This window comes from Streptomyces sp. SP17BM10 (genome assembly GCF_036322405.1).
Classification (GTDB): Bacteria; Actinomycetota; Actinomycetes; order Streptomycetales; family Streptomycetaceae; genus Kitasatospora.
The window spans coordinates 1-20,467 of sequence record NZ_JAQYXB010000652.1 but is presented as its reverse complement, the minus strand read 5'-3'; the positions used below and the strand labels follow the sequence as shown (position 1 = coordinate 20,467).

Here is a 20,467-nt window from a genome sequence, read left to right as displayed (position 1 = left end):
TTCGCCGCTATGGTTCGTCCCGTCCCCCATGGGCCAAGGAGGCGAACTATGAACCACGCTCTCCGGCGGGCGTTGGCGAATGCCAAGATGACGGAAACACAGCTCGCAGAGGCATGCGGCGTCGATGCCAAAACGGTCAGTCGCTGGATTTCCAACCCGACGCGCATTCCCCACGCCCGGCATCGATGGACGGCCTGCGAGGCGTTAGGCGAGGAGGAAGCTGCCTTGTGGCCCACTGCTGTCGGTTCGGCGCTCAAGACTGGCCCTGACCGTGAGATCGTCCAGGTCTTTCCGTATCGGTCGGCTGCGCCATCCTCCCTCTGGCGCTCGCTGATCACCAAGGCGCAGAAGGAACTGACCTTCGCCGGCTACACCAACTACTTCCTGTGGTTGGAGCAGGCCAACCTTGCCGGCGCGCTCCGTCGAAAGGCGCAGGCCGGCTGCCGGGTCCGGTTCCTCATCGGAGACCCGGAAAGCCCCGTGACCAGAGCCCGGGAGGTGGAGGAGGACGTACCTCTCACCCTGTCCACCCGCATCGCCGTGACGATAAGCGAGCTGGAGCGCCTTCGCCCGGTCGGGAACATCGAGGGCCGGTTCGAGACCGGCCACGTCAACCTGTCCGTCTTCCGGTTCGACGATGAGATGATCGTGACGCCGATCCTCGCCCGCCGGGTCGGCCATGACTCGCCGATGCTTCACCTGAGGCGAAGTCAGCCGGACGGCATGTTCGACCGCTTCGCCGATCATGTCGAAGAGCTCTGGGGGCGGGGGCGGAACATCTGGGAGGCGACCGAGCGTGGCCAGGCGTGACTACGAAGACGACCCGAACGCCCCCAAGCCCAACAGCCTGGTTCCGGCTGCTTCTGTGGTCGTGGTGGACGGGACAGGCCGAGTCCTGTTGCAGCGGCGCACCGACAACGGCATGTGGGCACTGCCGGGCGGAAAGATGGAGCTGGGAGAATCCCTCGCGGGATGCGGGATCCGCGAGACCCACGAGGAAACCGGTATCGAGATCGAGATCACTGGGATCGTCGGCACCTATACGAACCCGGGCCACGTCTTCGCGTACGACGACGGAGAGGTCCGCCAGGAGTTCTCCATCTGCCTGCTCGGACGGGCCACCGGCGGCACCCTCCGCACCTCGGACGAGTCCTTCGAAGTCGCCTGGTTCAACCCGGACGAGGTGGACGCGCTCCCGATGGTCGCCAGCATCCGTAAGCGGCTCAATGACTGGCGGAGCGGACAGATTCCGGTCGTTCGGTAGTCGAAGCGCCGCGGGAGCGGACTTGCGCTCCCGTCAAAGCCGCCCTCGGAATCGCCCTGACCTGGGGTGATTCGGATTGCGGCCACCGTATGTGAGGTAGCGGCTCGCGACCTCCGCCTACGCCGTCCGCAAGCTCGCCGAGGAGGCGTTCGCCACCGGCCTGCTCTGCTTCCTGCTGCTGCCGGACGACCCGGTGGCCGCCGTCCGCCGCGCCGCCTACTCCAGCGGCGACTCCGACTCCCTCGCCTGCCTGACCGGCGCCTTCGCCGGAGCCCACCACGGCGAGGCGGCCTGGCCTGCCGACTGGGTCGAGCGGATCGAGCACCGCGACGAACTCCTCGAGTTCGGCGCGCTCTGGGACTGAGCCGGACGCCGGGAACCGGGGGGCGGGCGGGCGCGTCGAAGGGCCATGACGTACCGCAGCCCTCTCGGAACCCGCCGTAGCTCCCGTCGCCCGGCGGCGGTGCTCCTCGCCGCCGCGCTCGCCGCCCCGCTGGTCGCGGGTTGCGGCAGCACCGGTGCCGCCGCGCCCGCCGCGCCCGCGGTGCTCCGGGTGACGGCGTCCGGCAGTCGTCCCGCGGTCGATCCGGCGCAGGTGACCGCCACCGCCGCCGGCACCGGCGCCTTCGGCCTCGACCTCCTCCACGCCCTCACCGCCGCCCCGGACGCGGCCGGCCGCAATGTCGTGCTCTCGCCGTCGGGCCTGGCCACCCTGCTCGCCATGCTGGCGCCCGGCGCCCGCGGCGCCACCGCCGACGAGCTCACCAAGGCCCTGCACACGAGCCTCACCCCGCAGCAGTACGCCCTCGCCACCGGCGCGCTCGACCACCCGGTCCAGGGCGGCGACGACGTCACGCTGCGCCAGTCCGACGACCTCTGGACGCAGCAGGGCTACCCCGTGCAGCCCGACTACCTGCAGACGCTGGCGGACGCCTTCGACACCGGGGTGCACCCGGCCGATTTCCACAAGGACCCCGACGACGCGCGCAAGGCCGTCAACGCCACGGTGGAGAAGGCCACCGAAGGGCGGATCAAGGACCTGTTCGCGCCGGGCCAGATCACCGCCGACACGCGCCTGGTCCTCACCGACGCGCTCTACCTGAAGGCGAAGTGGGCCTCCCCGTTCAAGCCGGAGCACACCGCCGACCGCCCGTTCCACAAGCTCGACGGCTCCGCCCCGAACGTGAGCACGATGGCCCAGAGCGGCAGCCTCAAGTACGCCGAGGGTTCCGGCGGGATCGTCGGCGAGCCCTGGCAGGCCGTCGAACTCCCTTACGCCGGAGGCGGATTGGCGATGGACGTGATCGTCCCCGCGCAGGGCGGCTTCGCCGCCTTCGCCAAGGGGCTCGACCAGGCCCAGCTCGACCGCATCCTCGGCGGCCTCGCCCCCAGGCCGGTCGACCTGGAGCTCCCGCGCTTCCACTTCGACACGTCCAACGAGCTCACCCCGGCCCTGCGCGCGCTCGGCGTCAGCACGGCCTTCGGCGACAAGGCCGACTTCGGCGGCATCTCCAAGGAGCCGCTCGCCGTCGGCCCGGTGGTGCAGAAGGCCACCATCGAGGTCGACGAGCAGGGCACGGTGGCGGCGGCCGGCAGCGGCGCCGGGATGGCCGGGGCGGCGGCGCCGGCCGTGCACCCGGCCCTGCTGCACGTCGACCGGCCGTTCCTGTTCCTGATCCGGGACACCAACGGCGGACGGCCGCTCTTCCTCGGTCAGGTCACCGACCCGCAGGCCCGGTGACCCGGACCGCCCGCCGCAGCGCCCGGTCTCACCAGGCCGGGTAGCGCCCGCCGAGCGCCGGGTGGGACGGATCCCGGCTGCCGAACAGCACCAGCAGGTCGTCCGCGACCCGCAGCAGCTCCGCCCGGCCCTCGATCGCCCCCACCCACTCGGGCGGCAGGGCCGCGGCGCCGTACGCGGCACCGGTCAGGTTGCCGCAGACGGCGCCGGCGGAGTCGCTGTCCCCGGAGTGGTTCACCGACAGCAGCAGCGCGGTGCGCACCGGGTCGGGGTCGAGGGTCGCGGCCAGCAGCGCGTACACCGCGATGGCCAGGCACTCCTCGGCGATCCAGCCGAGCCCGACCCGCTCCACCGCCTCCGCCGACGGCTGTGACTCCTGCGCCACCCGCACGGCCCGGGCCAGCGCCTGCACCGTCTCCTTCGATCCGGGCAGCTCGCGGATCTGGTCGACGGTCTCGCCGACCGCCGCCCACGGCTCGGTGCCGCCCACGAGCCGCTCGACGAGCGCCGCGAACGCGCCCGCCGCGAGGTAGCCGGTCGGGTGCCCGTGGGTCAGCTGGGCGCACTGCACGGCCAGCCCGAACGCCTGGTCCGCGCCCAGCCGGGCCAGCCCGAACGGCGCCGAGCGCATCACCGTGCCGCAGCCCTTGGAGCCGGGGTTGATCGGCCCCGGCTGCCCGATCCGGGCCGGCGGCTCGAACACCGGGTGCTCGGACATCCCGCTCAGGCAGGCGTTGCCCGGTGCCCGCCGGGCGTACAGGAACGGCTGCCGCAGCAGCCAGCCGTCGTACGGGCGGGGGAGCGGCGCGGCGTCCGGAGCGGGCTGGTACTGGGTCAGGAGCCAGCGGCGGTAAGCGCCGTGGACGGCCTCCGGCACCGAGCCGCCGCCGCCCGACCAGCCGCGGACGAACCCGCGGATCAGGCCCTCGGCGGTGAACAGCGTCATCTGGGTGTCGTCCGTGACCTCGACCGTCCCCGGACGGGCACCGGGCGGCGGCCCGGTCACGCCGTCCGGCCCGCGCTGGTCCCGGATCTGGTGCAGCTGCTGGAACTCCACCGGCCAGCCCAGCGCGTCGCCGATCGCGCCGCCGAGCAGCGCTCCGCGCACGCGGTCGCGGTAACCCGCCTCGGCCGCCGAATCCGTCACGTCGATCCCCCTTGTTCGTGGCGGACTACGTTCTATCAGGTCAGCACGGCCGACCGGTCGCCCTGGCGCGAACGGCCCGCTACCGGCGGATCTCCCCGGCGCGCCCGTGCAGGGCGGCCCGGTCCGCGGCGGCCCGGCCGGCCGCCCAGCCCTCGCCGTCGCTCACCCGCACGCGCTGCGACACCAGCTTCGGGAACAGTCGGCCGACCTCCTCGTCCACCGCCTCGGAGCGGGCGGCGAGGGCGGGCAACAGCCGCGCGTCCGGCAGCAGTTGCTCCTCGGTGCCGTCCTCGCGCAGGTGCCGTCCGGCGGCCGCGGCGCTGGTCGTCCGCTCGGTGGCGGCGGTCAGCCGCTCGCGGATCCGCGCCGCGTACGCGACCAGGAACGACTGCCGGAACGCCTTGGTGCGCGAGTCCCGGCCCGCGCCGGCCTTGTTGAGCGCGTGCGTGGCCTGCACCAGCAGCGAGGTGTACAGCAGCTCGACGCCGTCCAGATCGCCGTCGAAGCCGACCACCGTGCAGAAGCCGAACTCCTTCGCCCACACCACCCGGCACCGGTTCGCCGCCGCCACCGCGTCCAGCAACATCGTCTTCGGGCCCTCGTACGGGTTGTCCACGCCGATCCGCAGCGCCGCCGGGGCGTCGCGGTCCGCGCCGGCGGCGGCCACCAGCGCCTCGTCGATGCTGTGCTGGGCCATCAGCTGCTGGGCCTTGGCGGTCAGGGCCTCGGCCTCCTCCGGGTACTCGGTGGACTCGGCCTTCGCCAGCAGCGCCCGGATGCGCGCCAGCATCCTCGGCTCGCCCGGCACCGGCCCGGCCGCGCCGCGCGCGGACGCGGGTGCGGATCCGGGGGCGGGGCCGACCGGGGCGATCGGGGGCAGCCGGCCCCAGGTGCGGATCAGCTCCAGGGCGGCGGTGGCGAGCGCGAAGCGGTCCAGCCGGTGGCGCTGGGCGAAGGCGGCCAGGTAGCCGTCGTCGCCCGGCCACCACACCTCGGTCTCCAGCTCGCGCAGCTGCTCCTGCCAGCGCCGGTCCAGCGCGGCCGCCGGGTGGCGGCGGCCCTCGGCGGCGATCAGGTCCACGGCGAGCGCGAGGTGGACGGGCTTCAGCTCGCGCCGGACCACCCGCACCAGGTCGGCCGGACGCCACCCCGCCGACCAGCACCGTCCGACGGCGGTGTCCGCGTACCCGAGCACCGCCCGGCTCACCGCCGGCCACCGCCCGGCCGACGCCGCCAGCAGCGACGCGCCCGTGTCCAGCGCGAGGTCCAGCATCCCGTCCGGGGCCGTCAGCACCGACCGCACCGCCTGCTCCAGCAGCGGCCCGGCGTCCCCGCCGCCCTGCTGCGCCTGCTTGCCCACGGTGTGTCCCTGCTCTCGTCGACGCCCGTTGTCCTCCAGCCATGATGCCGGAGGGCCGGGTAGCGCCGACGAGCCGGACGGCCCGCCGACGGGCGAGCGCCCGGCCCCCGTGATCGGGAACCGGGCGCTTCACCGCACCGGTCAGCGCTCGATGGCCTTGGCCAGGATCTCCGGGGTGCGGTCCAGCAGGCGGGCGCCCGCCATGCGGACGCCGACGTGCGCGATCAGGGCGCCGTAGACCGGCCCGACCAGGAGCACCGGCCAGGTGGGCCGGTCGGCCGCGAGGGCCCACCCCAGGTAGCCGCCCACCGGCAGGGCCAGCACCGCGACGCCGAACATCGACCCGAACTGGTTGAGCAGCACCAGCCCGCTCTGTCCGGGCGCGGCGTTGCGCATCGGGTTGCTGTCCGCGGGCATCGTGTACGGCGCGAGCACGCTCAGCATCGAGCCGACCGCGATGCCGCAGCCGAGCAGCGCGAGCGCGAGGCCGAGCGCCGACGGCAGGTGCGCCCAGTCCCCGGTGACGACGGTCAGCACCGCGGCGAGCACCAGCGTCACCGGCACGGCGTACGACAGCACCGCGTACGCCCGTCCGCGCAGTTCGTCGCGGGCGTCGGCCGGGGTGCGCAGGGTGGCCGCGATCATCCAGAACGCCGAGCCGTCCATGCCGAACAGGTTGAGCATCTGCAGCCCGAGGAACATCCCGGTCGCCGCCAGCAGGTAGACGCTCGACCAGCCCTGGACCACCGACAGCACGCAGAGCACCAGCGTCATGCCGATGCTGGTGAACACCGCCGCCTTGGCCCGCGGCTCGCGCCACGCGTACCGCAGGTGGCGCTGCATCACCGCGCCGGTCCGGCCGGCCGGCAGGAAGCCCCAGCCGCGCGAGCTCTGCACCCCGCGGGCGACCTCCAGGGTCGACGAGTCCGCGGTGACCATCAGCTCCTGGAGGCTCCGCCGCCACCAGCGCACCAGCAGGGCGAGCAGCGCGGCGGCCAGCGCCAGCTGGAGCAGCGCGAGCGCGTACCGGCCCTCGCCGGCCGTCCGGCCCGCGTCCATCGCGCCGATCGGCGGGATCCAGCGCAGCACCGCGGCGATCGGCCGCAGCGGGCTGAGGTCGAGGTGCCCGTTGGCATCGGGGCGGCCGAAGGTGCTCTGCCATCCGACGTTGGCGCCCTGGACGAGCAGGGCGAACAGCAGTCCGCCGAAGATCGCGAAGTCCTTGCCGCGCCGGCTGGACAGCATCCGGGCGTTGCCGGCCGCGACCGCCCGGGAGAGCGTGACCAGGCAGAGGACGGCGAGCGGCACGCCGATCAGGTCGGCCGCCGCCGAGGCGCCGCCGTTGGCGCCGGACAGCGCCGCGCCGGTGACGAGCACCAGGCTGACCAGCGGCCCCGGCCCGATCAGGCTGGCCAGCAGCGAGCCGCGCAGCAGCGGTCCGGGCCGCAGCGGCAGCATGGTGAGCCGGGTCGGGTCGGAGCTCTCGTCGCTGGAGAACAGGAACAGCGGGATGGCGGCCCAGCCGAGGGTCAGCACGCCGAGCAGCATCACGCCGGCGTCCCCGGAGCCGGCGGCCCGGCCGTTGAGGGCCGCCATGGCGAGGGCGATCCCGGCGGCGAAGAGCAGGCCGAGCACGGAGCCGGCGATGTACACCCCGGCCCGGCCGCGGCCGCGCTTCAGCCCGTTGCGCAGCAGCCGCAGCTTGAGCGCCACGAGCGCGCGGACGACCGTCCCTCCGTCGGGCACCGAAGCGGTCACCGCCCGCCCCCGGCGTTCCCGCCGCCCAGCCAGCCGAGCGCCTGCCCGTCGTCCTCGCGGACGCCGATCAGGTCGAGGAAGGCCTCGTGCAGGCTGCGCCCGCCGCGGACGGCGTCCAGGGGTCCGTGGGCGATGACCCGGCCGGCGTTGACGACGGCGACCCAGTCGCAGAGCTGCTCGACGAGCTCCATGACGTGGCTGGAGAAGACCACGGTCGAGCCGGCCGCCGCGTAGCGCTTGAGCACGCCGCGGATGGTCTGCGCGGAGACCGGGTCGACGCCCTCGAAGGGTTCGTCGAGGAACAGCACGTCGGGGTTGTGCAGCAGCGCGGCGGCGAGGCCGATCTTCTTGCGCATGCCGGTGGAGTAGTCGGCGACGAGCTTGTCGGCGTCGGCGGAGAGGTCCAGGACGGCCAGCAGTTCCTCGGCCCGGCGGTCCACCTCGGCGCCGGGCAGGCCGCGCAGCCGCCCGTTGTACTGCAGCAGCTCGCGCCCGCTGAGCCGCTCGAACATCCGCAGGCCCTCGGGCAGGATGCCGATCCGCGCCTTGACGGCGACCGGGTCGGCCCAGACGTCGCCGCCGTGCACGAGGACGGTGCCCTGGTCGGGCCGGAGCAGGCCGGTGACCATGGACAGCGTCGTGGTCTTGCCCGCGCCGTTCGGGCCGACCAGTCCGACGAACGCGCCGGCCGGCAGCTCCAGGCTGAGCCCGGCGACGGCGGCCTGGGTGCCGAAGTGCTTCCAGAGCCCCTGGATGCTGACCGCCGAGGCGGCGGAGGCGGCGGAGGGGGTGGCGGGTCCGGGTGCTCCGGACGGCGGAGGCGCTGACGCCTGCATGGTGGCCTTCTCTGGTCGACGGTTCGTTCGGATCCAGCCTGTCACTCGGCGAACGGGCTGTCGTCCGAGTTGAGGATGCCCTGAGTTTGTCCCCCGAAAGGGTGAGGCACACCGACTCCCGGAATCCCTGCCGTGAAACTGGCAACTACTCAGCCGCCCCGTTCGTCCGGCACTATGAGGACCAGTTGGGCGCGCGGCGCGCGCCGGGGTGTCGGGAGGCGACGGATGGCTGTGCAGCCGTGGGGCGAGCCTTCGCCGCAGTCCGCGATGCGGGCGGCGCACGCGGACCGCGACCGCACGATCGACGTGCTGAAGGCGGCGTACGCCGAGGGTCGGCTGTCGCTGGAGGAGTACGAGCAGCGCCACGAGGCGGCGTCCCACGCGCAGACCTACGGCCAGCTGTCGGTGCTGGTCGCCGACCTGCCGTCCGGGCCGGTGGCGCCGCCGGCGGCGTTCGACGGGCGACCGGTGCCGCAGACGTTCCAGGCGTACGTGCCGCCGCCGGTGCCGTACCCGCCGTACCAGGTGCGGTCCACCAACGGCCTGGCCGTCACGTCGATGGTGCTCGGCCTGTCCGGGCTGTCGCTGCCCGCAGTGATCACCGGCCACATCGCCCGCTCGCAGATCAGGCAGCGCAACCAGGACGGGGACTGGGCGGCGGTCATCGGCCTGGTGGTCGGCTACCTGGGCTCCGCGTTCTGGGCCCTGATGTTCCTGGGGGTCGTCCTGGCGGCGGGCCGGGGCTGAGCAGCCGGACGGCGGGCCCGTGCCGGGCGTCCGAGTGGCGCACGCCACGTCGGTGTGGTAGAGCGGCAGGAGGGCGGCCCGTCACCGGGCTGCCGTTCGCGGGCCACCCCCGCGACACCCGGCCGACAGCCGCGACCTGCGGCGTTGCATTTGTTTTGACCGCGCCCCATGCGCTAGGTACGCTCTGACCTTGTGCCTGGGGTGTCCCCGGGTCCTTGTGCGTGCATGCACACCGGCCGCCGCGCCGAGCCGGAGCGCCCTCCAGCGCTCCGCGCGTAGAGCGCCGTCGCTGTACATCAGCTCATGGGATTCCGTGTCGGAATAAACCCAACACACCCGACCGCGTGGGTCGACCACGGGGCCGTGTGCGAGGGAGACACCGCAGGTTAGTTCCACCAAGCCTTGGCACACAGAAAACGGAGAAACGGTGCCTACGATCCAGCAGCTGGTCCGAAAGGGCCGGCAGGACAAGGTCGAGAAGAACAAGACTCCCGCGCTGAAGGGTTCCCCGCAGCGCCGTGGGGTCTGCACGCGTGTGTACACGACCACCCCGAAGAAGCCGAACTCGGCGCTTCGTAAGGTCGCCCGTGTGCGCCTCACCAGCGGGATCGAGGTCACCGCTTACATCCCGGGCGAGGGCCACAACCTGCAGGAGCACTCCATCGTGCTGGTGCGCGGTGGTCGTGTGAAGGACCTTCCTGGTGTCCGCTACAAGATCATCCGCGGTTCGCTTGACACCCAGGGTGTCAAGAACCGCAAGCAGGCCCGCAGCCGCTACGGCGCCAAGAAGGAGAAGTAAGAATGCCTCGTAAGGGCCCCGCCCCGAAGCGCCCGGTCATCATCGACCCGGTTTACGGCTCCCCGGTCGTCACCCAGCTGGTCAACAAGATCCTGCTGCACGGCAAGCGCTCCACCGCCGAGCGGATCGTCTACGGCGCCCTCGAGGGCGTTCGTGAGAAGACCGGCTCGGACCCGGTCGTGACGCTGAAGCGCGCGCTGGAGAACGTCAAGCCGGCCCTCGAGGTCAAGTCCCGCCGTGTCGGTGGCGCGACCTACCAGGTTCCGGTCGAGGTCCGTCCGGGCCGCGCCAGCACCCTGGCGCTGCGCTGGATGGTCGGTTACTCCCGCGCCCGTCGCGAGAAGACCATGACCGAGCGTCTGATGAACGAGATCCTCGACGCCAGCAACGGCCTGGGCGCTTCCGTGAAGCGTCGCGAGGACACCCACAAGATGGCCGAGTCCAACAAGGCCTTCGCGCACTACCGCTGGTAGTCCGTACCCCGTCACTAGACAGAGAGAGAACGAGCCACCATGGCTGCAACCTCCCTTGACCTCGCCAAGGTCCGCAACATCGGGATCATGGCGCACATCGACGCGGGCAAGACCACCACCACCGAGCGGATCCTGTTCTACACCGGTGTCTCGTACAAGATCGGTGAGGTCCACGATGGCGCTGCCACCATGGACTGGATGGAGCAGGAGCAGGAGCGCGGCATCACGATCACGTCGGCCGCGACGACCTGTCACTGGACGGTCGACGACGTCGACAACACCATCAACATCATCGACACCCCGGGTCACGTCGACTTCACCGTCGAGGTGGAGCGTTCGCTGCGCGTCCTCGACGGTGCCGTCACGGTGTTCGACGGTGTCGCGGGTGTCGAGCCCCAGTCCGAGACCGTGTGGCGGCAGGCTGACCGCTACGGCGTCCCGCGCATCTGCTTCATCAACAAGCTGGACCGCACGGGCGCGAACTTCTTCTTCTGCGTTCAGACCATCGTGGACCGCCTCGGCGCGACCCCGCTGGTCATGCAGCTCCCGATCGGTGCCGAGGCGGACTTCAAGGGCGTTGTCGACCTTGTCCGCATGAAGGCCCTCGTGTGGTCGGCCGAGGCCGCCAAGGGCGAGATGTACGACATCGTCGACATCCCGGCCGAGCTGCAGGAGCAGGCGGACGAGTACCGCGAGGCGCTGATCGACACCGTCTCCAACGTCAGCGACGAGATCATGGAGCTCGCCCTGGAGGGCGAGGAGATCCCGGTCGAGCTGCTGCAGACGGCGATCCGCAAGGGCACCCTGAACTCGGACTTCACCCCGATCTTCTGTGGTACCGCCTTCAAGAACAAGGGCGTTCAGCCCCTGCTCGACGCGGTCGTCAAGTACCTGCCGTCGCCGCTGGACATCGAGTCCATCGAGGGCACCAAGCCCAACGACCCGGACACCAAGATCTCCCGCAAGGCGTCGGACGACGAGCCGCTGTCCGCGCTGGCGTTCAAGATCATGTCCGACCCGCACCTGGGCAAGCTCACCTTCGTCCGGATCTACTCCGGCCGCCTGGAGTCCGGCACCTCGGTGCTGAACGCCGTCAAGGGCAAGAAGGAGCGCATCGGCAAGATCTACCGCATGCACGCGAACAAGCGTGAGGAGATCGAGTCGGTGGGCGCCGGCGACATCGTCGCCGTCATGGGCCTGAAGCAGACCACCACCGGTGAGACGCTGTCCGACGAGAAGAACCCGGTCATCCTGGAGTCCATGGACTTCCCGGCCCCGGTCATCCGCGTCGCGATCGAGCCCAAGTCCAAGGGTGACCAGGAGAAGCTGGGTGTCGCCATCCAGCGTCTCGCCGAGGAGGACCCGTCCTTCCAGGTCAACACGGATGAGGAGACCGGCCAGACCATCATCGCGGGCATGGGCGAGCTGCACCTCGAGGTGCTGGTCGACCGCATGAAGCGTGAGTTCAAGGTCGAGGCCAACGTCGGCAAGCCGCAGGTCGCCTACCGCGAGACGATCCGTTCGGCCGTCGAGCGCATCGACTACACGCACAAGAAGCAGACCGGTGGTTCGGGCCAGTTCGCGAAGATCCAGATCGCGATCGAGCCGCTCGAGCAGGCCGAGGGCTACGAGTTCGTGAACAAGGTCACCGGTGGCCGCGTGCCGAAGGAGTACATCCCTTCGGTCGACGCCGGCTGCCAGGAGGCCATGGAGTTCGGTGTGCTCGCCGGCTACCCGCTGCAGGGTGTCCGCGTCACGCTGCTCGACGGTGCGTCGCACGACGTCGACTCCTCCGAGCTCGCGTTCAAGATCGCCGGTTCGATGGCCTTCAAGGAAGGCGCCAAGAAGGCCAAGCCGGTCCTTCTTGAGCCGATGATGGCCGTCGAGGTCACCACGCCCGAGGACTACATGGGCGACGTGATCGGCGACATCAACTCTCGCCGTGGCCAGATCCGGTCCATGGACGAGCGTCACGGTGCCCGCGTCGTCACGGCGCTGGTGCCGCTCTCCGAGATGTTCGGCTACGTCGGTGATCTGCGCAGCAAGACCTCTGGTCGCGCGAGCTACTCGATGCAGTTCGACTCGTACGCCGAGGTTCCGAAGAACGTGGCGGACGACATCATCGCCAAGGCCAAGGGCGAGTAAGGACCGGCGCGAGCCAGGTCCTCACCCAGGACGCAGTACGTCCCGACAATCGGGACGATTGCCACCCCTTAGGCTATTAGGAGGCGACCCGGGAGGATCCGGACGGATTCTCCCGGGCCCCTCCGGCCCCCACCCGCGGGACGGTACGAGGTGTCCTCGGGCATCCCGCACCCAACCCGATCAAAGACCAACTGACGTCAGCACGGCGTACAGGAACTGTCCTCAGGAGGACTCAGTGGCGAAGGCGAAGTTCGAGCGGACGAAGCCCCACGTCAACATCGGCACCATCGGTCACATCGACCACGGTAAGACCACGCTGACCGCGGCCATCACCAAGGTGCTGCACGACGCGTACCCGGAGATCAACCCCTTCACGCCGTTCGACCAGATCGACAAGGCCCCGGAGGAGCGTCAGCGCGGTATCACCATCTCGATCGCGCACGTCGAGTACCAGACCGAGGCGCGTCACTACGCCCACGTCGACTGCCCGGGTCACGCTGACTACATCAAGAACATGATCACCGGTGCCGCCCAGATGGACGGCGCCATCCTGGTGGTCGCCGCCACCGACGGCCCGATGCCGCAGACCAAGGAGCACGTCCTCCTGGCCCGCCAGGTCGGCGTCCCCTACATCGTCGTCGCCCTGAACAAGGCCGACATGGTGGACGACGAGGAGATCCTGGAGCTCGTCGAGCTCGAGGTCCGTGAGCTCCTCTCCGAGTACGAGTTCCCGGGCGACGACCTGCCGGTCGTCCGCGTCTCCGCGCTGAAGGCGCTGGAGGGCGACAAGGAGTGGGGCGAGAAGCTCCTCGGCCTGATGCACGCCGTGGACGAGGCCATCCCGACCCCGGCCCGCGCCGTGGACCAGCCGTTCCTGATGCCGATCGAGGACGTCTTCACGATCACCGGTCGTGGCACCGTCGTCACCGGCCGCATCGAGCGCGGCATCCTCAAGGTCAACGAGACTGTCGACATCATCGGCATCAAGGAGACCAAGACCACCACCACGGTCACCGGCATCGAGATGTTCCGCAAGCTGCTCGACGAGGGCCAGGCCGGTGAGAACGTCGGTCTGCTGCTCCGTGGCATCAAGCGCGAGGACGTCGAGCGCGGCCAGGTCATCATCAAGCCGGGTTCGGTCACGCCGCACACCGACTTCGAGGCCCAGGCCTACATCCTGTCGAAGGACGAGGGTGGCCGCCACACCCCGTTCTTCAACAACTACCGCCCGCAGTTCTACTTCCGCACCACCGACGTGACCGGCGTCGTGACCCTCCCCGAGGGCACCGAGATGGTCATGCCGGGCGACAACACCGGCATGACGGTCGCGCTGATCCAGCCGATCGCCATGGAGGAGGGCCTGAAGTTCGCCATCCGTGAGGGTGGCCGCACCGTCGGCGCCGGCCAGGTCACCAAGATCATCAAGTAATTGATGCTCTGACCTGCCTGCCTCGTACAGGCCAGTCCGAAGGGCCCCGCACATCCCAGGATGTGCGGGGCCCTTCGGCGTGTCGGCTGGCATCCGGGGCACCGGTGTGGGTGGGTGCTTTCCGTGCCGGATAGACTGGGGCACCCGCAGCCGTCGCCAGAGCGAGGCTGACCGTGGCTCTCTTCGCCCCACTCGCCGAAAGTGCTCCGGAATGACCTCTGCTCCGCTTCTGACGAAGCCCTCGTTGCTCCGGCGCCGCTCCGCCGCCCGGACCGGCGAATCCGGCGCCCTCAAGCCGAAGCGCCCCCGCCTCTACGCGCTGGACGGCATGCGGTTGTTCGCCGCCCTCAGCGTGATGTCCTTCCACTGGACGGCCTACGTCGGCATCGCCGGCATCTGGCAGGGCGTGACCCCCAAGCAGGCGCTGCCGCTGGTGAACCGCATCGCGGCGTACGGCTGGCTCGGCGTCGAGCTGTTCTTCGTGATCAGCGGCTTCGTGATCTGCATGAGCTGCTGGGGGAAGCGGCCGGGAGAGTTCTTCGTCTCCCGGGTGGTCCGGCTCTACCCGGCCTACTGGGCCGGCATCGCGCTGACCAGCTTCGTGGTGCTCGAGTTCAAGCACTTCGCCCGGCTCGGTTCCGCGGACGGGCTGAACCTGACCACGATCCTCGGCAACCTGACGATGCTGCAGACCCCGCTGGGGATGCGGCACGTCGACGGCGTGTACTGGACCCTCTGGGTCGAGATGCGGTTCTACCTGCTGTTCGCCATCGTCGTGGCGACCGGCCTCACCTACCGCAAGGTGGTGGCGTTCTGCGGGATCTGGACCATCCTCGCGGTCCTCGCCCCGCAGGCCGGGATACCGCTGCTGACCACGATGGCCATGCCGAACGAGTCCCCGTTCTTCATCGCGGGCGTCGGCATGTTCCTCATGTACAAGTTCGGGCCGAACCTGCTGCTCTGGGGCATCGTCGGCTTCTCCTGGATCCTCGCGCTGACCAGGCTGAACTCCATCAAGGACACGTACGTCAACGTCCTCGGCCACCCGCTCTCCTGGAACGTCATGGCGGCCGCGGTCACACTGGCGTTCCTGCTGGTCCTGGGCGCGGCGCTGGGCTGGTTCGACCGGGTGCAGTGGAAGTGGCTGACCGTCGCGGGCGCGCTGACCTACCCGCTGTACCTGATCCACCAGGAGGTCGGCTGGACGCTGATCCACTTCCTCCTGACCAAGGGCCTCGGCGTCAAGGCGGCCCTGCTCGCGGCACTGGCCGCGGTCCTGGTCACCGCCTGGCTGATCCACCGGCTGGTCGAGAAGCCGCTGTCGAAGGTCCTCAAGAAGGCCCTGGACACGTCCATGGCGACCCTGCGCCAGGTCTCGGACGAACCGGCTCCCCGTCGCCCCTGAACGGCGGGCTCCTCGATGGATGCTGCGCCCGAGAAGCATTCATCAAGAGGTAAAAACCTGCTGCTAGCCTGGCCGGCACCAGGGCCCCGGCACTGATCGAACATCCCCATTCACAAGGAAACAGGCGACAACTGATGTTCACCGCAGCTGTATCGGCAGAGCCGGAGGCCACCAGGCCGGCGCCGCTGTTGTCGGTCGTCATGCCGATCTACAACGAGCAGGAGGCGCTGCCCCTGACCGTCGAGCGGCTGCGTCCGATCCTGGACGACCTCGGCATCAGCTACGAGGTCGTCGGCATCGACGACGGCAGCACCGACGCGACCCCGGCGCTCATGCAGAAGATCCACCAGGACTGGCCGGAGTTCCGCATCGTCCGCTTCGCCCGCAACTCCGGGCACCAGGCGGCGCTCACCGCGGGCATCCACCGGGCCTTCGGCGACTACGTCGTGTCGATCGACGCCGACCTGCAGGACCCGCCGGAGAAGATCCCGGAGATGCTCTCGCTCGCGCGCGAGCAGAACCTCGACATCGTCTACGGCGTGCGCGGCGACCGCGGCACCGACACCGTGTTCAAGCGGCGCACCGCCGGTGCCTACTACTGGCTGATGCGCAAGCTCGTCGGCAAGAAGATGCCCAACCAGGCCGGCGACTTCCGCCTGCTCAGCCGGGCCGCCGTCGAGGCGCTGAAGGCGCTGCCCGAGCACCAGCCGGTCTACCGCCTGCTCGTGCCGTGGCTGGGCTTCCCGAGCGGCGAGGTCGTCTACGTGCGCGAGGAGCGGGTCGCCGGCAGCACCCACTACCCGCTCTCGAAGATGCTCCGCCTGGCCATCGACAGCATCACCAACTTCTCGGCCGCCCCGCTGCGGCTCGCCACCTGGCTCGGCGTGCTGAGCTTCGTGGTCTGCTTCGGACTCGGCGTCTACACGACGGTCGCGTACGCGCTCGGCAAGACCGTGCCCGGCTGGTCCTCGCTGTTCATCGGGATGCTCTTCCTCGGCGCCGTCCAGCTGATCTGCATGGGTCTGCTCGGCGAGTACGTCGGCCGGATCTACTCGGCGGCCCAGGCGCGGCCGGCCTACTTCGTGGGCTACGACTCGGCCACGGACCGCGACGCGAAGCCGGCGAAGGTCTCCGAGTACGTGGCGTGAGCGCGCGCGTCCGGTCCCGCCCGGACCGGACGCCGCCGACCGCCACCGACCGCCGTGACCCCGATGTCGAGCCCGCAGGAGAAAGAACACGCGATGGGCACCACTGACAGCACCGCACCCGCTCTCGGGACGCCGTCCGCGGCCGAGGGGCGGGCGGGCGCATCGGTGTCCGGCGCCGGCCCCGCCGCGCCCGGCGCCGGCGCGCGACTGGTGCGGTTCCTGCCCGCGCTGGCCGCCTACGCCCTGCTGGTCGCCCTGCTCCTGGCCTCGGACACCTCGGTCTCGGACGTGGCGCGCTACACCTTCTACGTGCTCTGGGGCGTCCTGCTGCCGGGCACGCTGGTGTTCCGGGCCCTGCGCCGCCGACCGCACACCCTGGTCGAGGACCTCGCCTTCGGCGCCGTCGTCGGCCTCGTGCTGGAGCTGGCGGCCTGGGCGGTCCTGGTCGGGCTCGGCCTCCAGTCGGCCGCGACGGCGTGGCCGCTGGCGGTGGTGGTCCCGTTCCTCGCGGTGCCGCGGCTGCGGCGGCACTGGTTCCCGCGCGGGTACCGGCGGACCTCGACGGGCTGGAACTGGTCCGTCGCCGGCATCGTCGGCCTCACGAGCGCCTACCTCTACGCGGCCGTGCTCAGCCGCAACCCGATCGTCCCGGACCGCGAGACCACCCGGCAGTACATCGACCTGCCGTACCTGCTCTCGCTGGCCGGCAACGCGAAGAACAACTTCCCGCTGACCTTCCCGCAGGCGGCGGGGGAGCCGCTGCACTACCACTGGTTCACCTTCGCGCACATGGCGATGACCGACCTGGTCGGCCACATCGACCTGCCCGTGGTCCAGATGCGGCTGATGGTGCCCGCGCTGGTCGCCCTCGCGATGGTGATCACCGCGGTGGTGGGGCACCGGCTGTCCGGCCGGCCCTGGGTCGGACCGGTCGCGGCGCTGCTGGTGTTCGCGGTCGGCGAGTTCAGCGCCGTCTACCCGAACAACACCCCCAACTGGACCTTCGGCGCGCCGCTGGTGCCGCTCATGTCCTGGGCGAGCCTGTCGCTGACCTACAGCCAGCCGCTGCTGATGGCGTTGATCGGCGTGATCGCGGACGTGCTGCGCGGCCGCGGCGACGCGGATCCGGACGGGCACGGCACCGAGGACGCGGACGGTGCCGGGCGGGACCGGGCGCCGGCGCTCGGCCGGGGCGCCTACGTCCTGGTCGCGCTGTTCGCGCTGGCCTCCAGCGCGGCCAAGGCGAGCTCGCTGCCGGTCACCCTGGCGGGCCTGGCCTTCGCGGGCGTGATGGTGCTCATCGGCACCCGGCGGATCCCGTGGGCGATCGTCCGCCTCGGCGCGATCGTGGCCGGCGCCCAGCTGTTCGCCACCGCCGTGCTCTTCAAGTTCGAGAGCTACGGCCTGGAGGTCGTGCCCTTCGGCAACGTCCAGAAGTACTGGGCCGACCCCGCGCACACCCGGACCGCGGCGACGCAGGCGGTGGTCGTCGCGGCGACGCTGATCGCCTTCGTGCTCAACCACCAGCTCCGCGCGGTGGGCATGCTCCCGCTGCTCTGGCGGCGCCGGCTGCGGCTGGAGCAGTCCCAGTGGTTCCTGCTCGGCGGCGCCCTGGCCGGTCCGGCGGTCTACCTGGTGGTCAACGGCTTCAACGCGAGCTACTTCACGCTGGCCGGCCTGCCGTTCGGCGTGCTGCTGTCGGCCTGGGGCTACTGCGAGGTCTTCGAGCGGGCCGCGCTGCCCGCCCGGGGCAAGGCCGCGCTCGCCGTCGGCACACTCGCCTTCGTGGGCCTGCTGACGTACGGCATCTACCACTACGCGGGGGACTGGGCGACCTTCGCGCTCAAGGCGGTGGGCGACGCCAAGGGCACCAAGTCCTACACCCCGCTGGTGCCCGCGCTGGCCGCCGCGGCCGCGCTCGCCGCCGTCGCCGCGGTCGTCGGGCTGCTCTGGTGGGTGGCCGGGCGGGCCCTGCCCGGCCTGCGCCGGCGCGGTGGCCTGGTGCTCCTCACCGGCGCGCTCGTGGCCGGCGCGCCGTCGCTGCTGCTGGACGTCCAGCAGTCCAGGCACGTCGTCTGGGACGGCGCCTGGCCGATGCCGGCCAGCCAGGTGGAGGCCGCGCGCTGGGTGCGCGCGCACAGCCGGCCGACCGACGTCCTGGTCACCAACGACCACTGCCGCTCCGACGACGACTGGGCGGCCGCGGGCGAGAACTGCTGGAACTCGCTCTCGTTCTGGCTCAGCGCCTACTCCGAGCGCTCGGTGCTCGTCGAGGGCTGGGCGTACTCGCCGCGGCTGATGTCGGAGAAGTCCGCCAGCTTCTGGGACCAGCCGCTGCTCAAGCTCAACGACGACGCGATCCACCACCCGACCGCCGACATCCTCCGGGAGCTGCGGGACCGGCACCACGTCCGGTACCTGGTGGCGGACCGCAAGCCGGCTCCGGAGTCGCCGCTCCTGAAGTCCCTCGCCACCCCGGTCTTCGACAACGGCCGGGTGGCCGTGTACGAGCTCTCCTGACCCGACAAGCAGATCGCATGGGTTCCCACATGGTTTCCACCAACGAGTCGACCGACGCGGCCGCGGTGCCGGGCACCGCGGAGCAGGGCTCCGGCGGCGGCAAGGCCAACCGCCAGATCCCGTCCTTCCTGGTCATCGGGGTGCTGAGCACGCTGTTCTACCTCGGGCTGTACGTCGTGGCCCGGATGGTGGTCAACCCCCAGGCCGCCAACCTGATCGCGCTCGCGGTGAGCGCCGTCGCCAACACCGCCGCCAACCGGCGGTTCACCTTCGGGATCACCGGCAGCGAGGGCGCGCTGCGCCACCAGCTGCAGGGGGCCGTCGCGTTCGTGATCGGGCTCGCGCTGAGCTCGGGCGTGCTCGCCCTGCTCGACGTGGCGGCCCCGCACGCCTCCAAGGTCGTCGAGGTCGGCGGCCTGATCGTGGCGAACGGCCTGGCCACCGTGGTCCGCTTCCTGCTGATGAAGGTGTGGGTCTTCAAGAAGTGACGCGGGCGGCGGAGCCGTCCCGGTCGGCGCCGCGGCGCAGCGGCCGGGGCGTCCAGCCGCGCAGCCGCATGGCCGGTTCCTCGACGAGGTGCCAGGAGAGGGCGGCCAGCACGCCCGTCACGGTGAGCGCGCAGCCGAGGAAGCCCGGTCGGCCGTACGCGGCGCAGCCGACCAGCGCCAGGGCCTGCTCGACGGGGAACCCGTAGATGTACACGCCGTACGAGTAGTCGCCGATTGCGTCGAGGCGCCGGCACCAGCGGGGGAGCCGGGCCGCGGCCCAGAACAGCAGGTAGACCAGGGCCGGTTGGCCGAGGGCTCCGAAGCCGCCCCAGTGGAGCGTGGCGGCCAGCGCCGCGGCGCAGGCCAGGGCGAGGCGGTCGTCGACGGGTATGCGCTCGGCGTGGAGCCGGCAGGCGGTGCCGAGCAGGAACGTGAAGGCCAGGACGGCGGCGAGGTGCCAGGTGATCCGGCCGAGGAGCGGCAGGGTGGCGCCCGGTCCGCCGGCCGGGGGCACGTCCGGGGGCAGGTCGGTGGCGCCGGAGAGGATCAGCGCCCAGAGTGCGAGCGCCAGCGCGGGGACGACCGTTCGTCGCCGCAGCAGTCCGGCCAGGGCCAGCAGGGCGGCCAGGAGGTAGCACAGGAGCTCGTACTTGAGTGACCACAGGGCGCCGTTGAGGCTGCCGTCGAAGTTCGTCCCGGCGCGGATGCCCGTGACGATGACCCCGGAGACGTCCCAACCCGCGGTCGGGCTGCTGCTGCCGAGGCTGGTGACGTAGCTGAGCGGTCCGTCCGAGCGGTCCCAGAAGCCGGCCAGGGTGCCGTGCTGCCAGCGGTAGAGCGCGGGCATCAGGACGGCGGCGGACAGGACCAGCGAGACCCAGAGCCCGGGAAGGATCCGCAGGGCGCGGTGCCAGAGGAACCGCAGGGTGGTGAGGCGCCGGGCGCTGCCGGTGATCACGAAGCCGGAGATCGCGAAGAAGCCGAGGACCGCGCTCTTGCCCAGGTCGGTCTGCTGCCCGCTCCAGGCCCACAGCGGGTCCTGGCGGCCCCAGCCGAGCGGGTAGAGGTGCGACACCACCACGGTGGCGGCGAGCAGCAGGCGCAGCGCCCCGAAGGCGTTCGCCCGGCCGGTGGCCAGGCCGGCGAAGGTTCCGCGCCGGAAACGGTCTCCGATGGCTCCCCCTCGTGCGCGGATGCGGGTGCGGCG

At 71.2% G+C, this 20,467-nt stretch carries 17 protein-coding genes and 1 pseudogene; 13 read left to right on the top strand and 5 right to left on the bottom strand.

All coding sequences use genetic code 11. The features are described 5' to 3' along the window. Positions 1-48: 48 nt before the first annotated feature. The 4 genes and pseudogenes from PUR71_RS30165 (at position 49) to PUR71_RS30150 (ending at position 3,005) form a co-directional block, all read left to right on the top strand. Complete coding sequence (locus PUR71_RS30165; protein WP_329930341.1) at positions 49-810, top strand: helix-turn-helix domain-containing protein; 762 nt, start codon at positions 49-51, stop codon at positions 808-810. Continuing rightward, positions 797-1,264 (top strand): NUDIX hydrolase, encoded by a 468-nt coding sequence (locus PUR71_RS30160; protein WP_329930340.1) that lies wholly within the window; start codon positions 797-799, stop codon positions 1,262-1,264. Before PUR71_RS30165 ends, PUR71_RS30160 begins: the two co-directional genes overlap by 14 nt. A 133-nt stretch (positions 1,265-1,397) precedes the next feature. Further along, positions 1,398-1,628: pseudogene (locus PUR71_RS30155) on the top strand (ADP-ribosylglycohydrolase family protein); the annotation flags it as partial. A gap of 99 nt (positions 1,629-1,727) precedes the next feature. Further along, complete coding sequence (locus PUR71_RS30150) at positions 1,728-3,005, top strand: serpin family protein (RefSeq protein WP_329930339.1); 1,278 nt, start codon at positions 1,728-1,730, stop codon at positions 3,003-3,005. Between the two features lie 28 nt (positions 3,006-3,033). Here PUR71_RS30150 and PUR71_RS30145 read toward each other — a convergent pair whose 3' ends face one another. From PUR71_RS30145 to PUR71_RS30130, 4 genes are all read right to left on the bottom strand, one after another. Further along, positions 3,034-4,152: an ADP-ribosylglycohydrolase family protein gene (locus PUR71_RS30145; RefSeq protein ID WP_329930338.1), complete on the bottom strand. Its 1,119-nt coding sequence runs from the start codon at positions 4,150-4,152 to the stop codon at positions 3,034-3,036. A 79-nt stretch (positions 4,153-4,231) separates the two neighbouring features. Continuing rightward, positions 4,232-5,425, bottom strand: coding sequence for a DUF2786 domain-containing protein (locus tag PUR71_RS30140; RefSeq protein ID WP_443077621.1), 1,194 nt, complete (start codon positions 5,423-5,425; stop codon positions 4,232-4,234). 228 nt (positions 5,426-5,653) lie between these two features. Continuing rightward, positions 5,654-7,258 carry a transporter gene (locus PUR71_RS30135; RefSeq protein ID WP_329930336.1) on the bottom strand — a complete coding sequence of 535 codons (1,605 nt, stop codon included), beginning with the start codon at positions 7,256-7,258 and terminating at the stop codon, positions 5,654-5,656. Between the two features lie 8 nt (positions 7,259-7,266). Further along, positions 7,267-8,106: an ABC transporter ATP-binding protein gene (locus PUR71_RS30130; protein WP_329930335.1), complete on the bottom strand. Its 840-nt coding sequence runs from the start codon at positions 8,104-8,106 to the stop codon at positions 7,267-7,269. Positions 8,107-8,331: 225 nt separating this feature from the next. Between PUR71_RS30130 and PUR71_RS30125 the strand changes: the two genes are divergently transcribed. From PUR71_RS30125 to PUR71_RS30085, 9 genes are all read left to right on the top strand, one after another. Continuing rightward, positions 8,332-8,853 carry a DUF1707 and DUF4190 domain-containing protein gene (locus tag PUR71_RS30125; protein WP_329930334.1) on the top strand — a complete coding sequence of 174 codons (522 nt, stop codon included), beginning with the start codon at positions 8,332-8,334 and terminating at the stop codon, positions 8,851-8,853. A 427-nt stretch (positions 8,854-9,280) separates the two neighbouring features. Then, a complete protein-coding gene (gene rpsL, locus PUR71_RS30120; protein ID WP_014144289.1) occupies positions 9,281-9,652 on the top strand; it encodes a 30S ribosomal protein S12 in 372 nt (123 codons plus the stop codon). Positions 9,653-9,654: 2 nt separating this feature from the next. Continuing rightward, positions 9,655-10,125 carry a 30S ribosomal protein S7 gene (gene rpsG / locus PUR71_RS30115; RefSeq protein WP_030055803.1) on the top strand — a complete coding sequence of 157 codons (471 nt, stop codon included), beginning with the start codon at positions 9,655-9,657 and terminating at the stop codon, positions 10,123-10,125. Positions 10,126-10,164: 39 nt separating this feature from the next. Next, positions 10,165-12,270: an elongation factor G gene (gene fusA, locus PUR71_RS30110; RefSeq protein WP_329930333.1), complete on the top strand. Its 2,106-nt coding sequence runs from the start codon at positions 10,165-10,167 to the stop codon at positions 12,268-12,270. Between the two features lie 235 nt (positions 12,271-12,505). Continuing rightward, complete coding sequence (gene tuf, locus PUR71_RS30105) at positions 12,506-13,699, top strand: elongation factor Tu (protein ID WP_326846505.1); 1,194 nt, start codon at positions 12,506-12,508, stop codon at positions 13,697-13,699. Between the two features lie 211 nt (positions 13,700-13,910). Then, positions 13,911-15,104, top strand: a complete 1,194-nt coding sequence (locus PUR71_RS30100; RefSeq protein ID WP_329930332.1) for an acyltransferase family protein — start codon at positions 13,911-13,913, stop codon at positions 15,102-15,104. A gap of 134 nt (positions 15,105-15,238) precedes the next feature. Beyond that, complete coding sequence (locus PUR71_RS30095) at positions 15,239-16,252, top strand: glycosyltransferase family 2 protein (RefSeq protein ID WP_329930331.1); 1,014 nt, start codon at positions 15,239-15,241, stop codon at positions 16,250-16,252. Between the two features lie 93 nt (positions 16,253-16,345). Then, a complete protein-coding gene (locus PUR71_RS30090) occupies positions 16,346-18,772 on the top strand; it encodes a hypothetical protein (RefSeq protein ID WP_329930330.1) in 2,427 nt (808 codons plus the stop codon). A gap of 29 nt (positions 18,773-18,801) precedes the next feature. Beyond that, positions 18,802-19,260: a GtrA family protein gene (locus PUR71_RS30085; RefSeq protein ID WP_329930329.1), complete on the top strand. Its 459-nt coding sequence runs from the start codon at positions 18,802-18,804 to the stop codon at positions 19,258-19,260. On the opposite strand, the gene PUR71_RS30080 is transcribed toward PUR71_RS30085, so the two are convergent. Then, positions 19,250-20,467: acyltransferase family protein (locus PUR71_RS30080; protein ID WP_329930328.1), on the bottom strand; the 1,218-nt coding region annotated here is incomplete at its 5' end. The genes PUR71_RS30085 and PUR71_RS30080 overlap by 11 nt on opposite strands.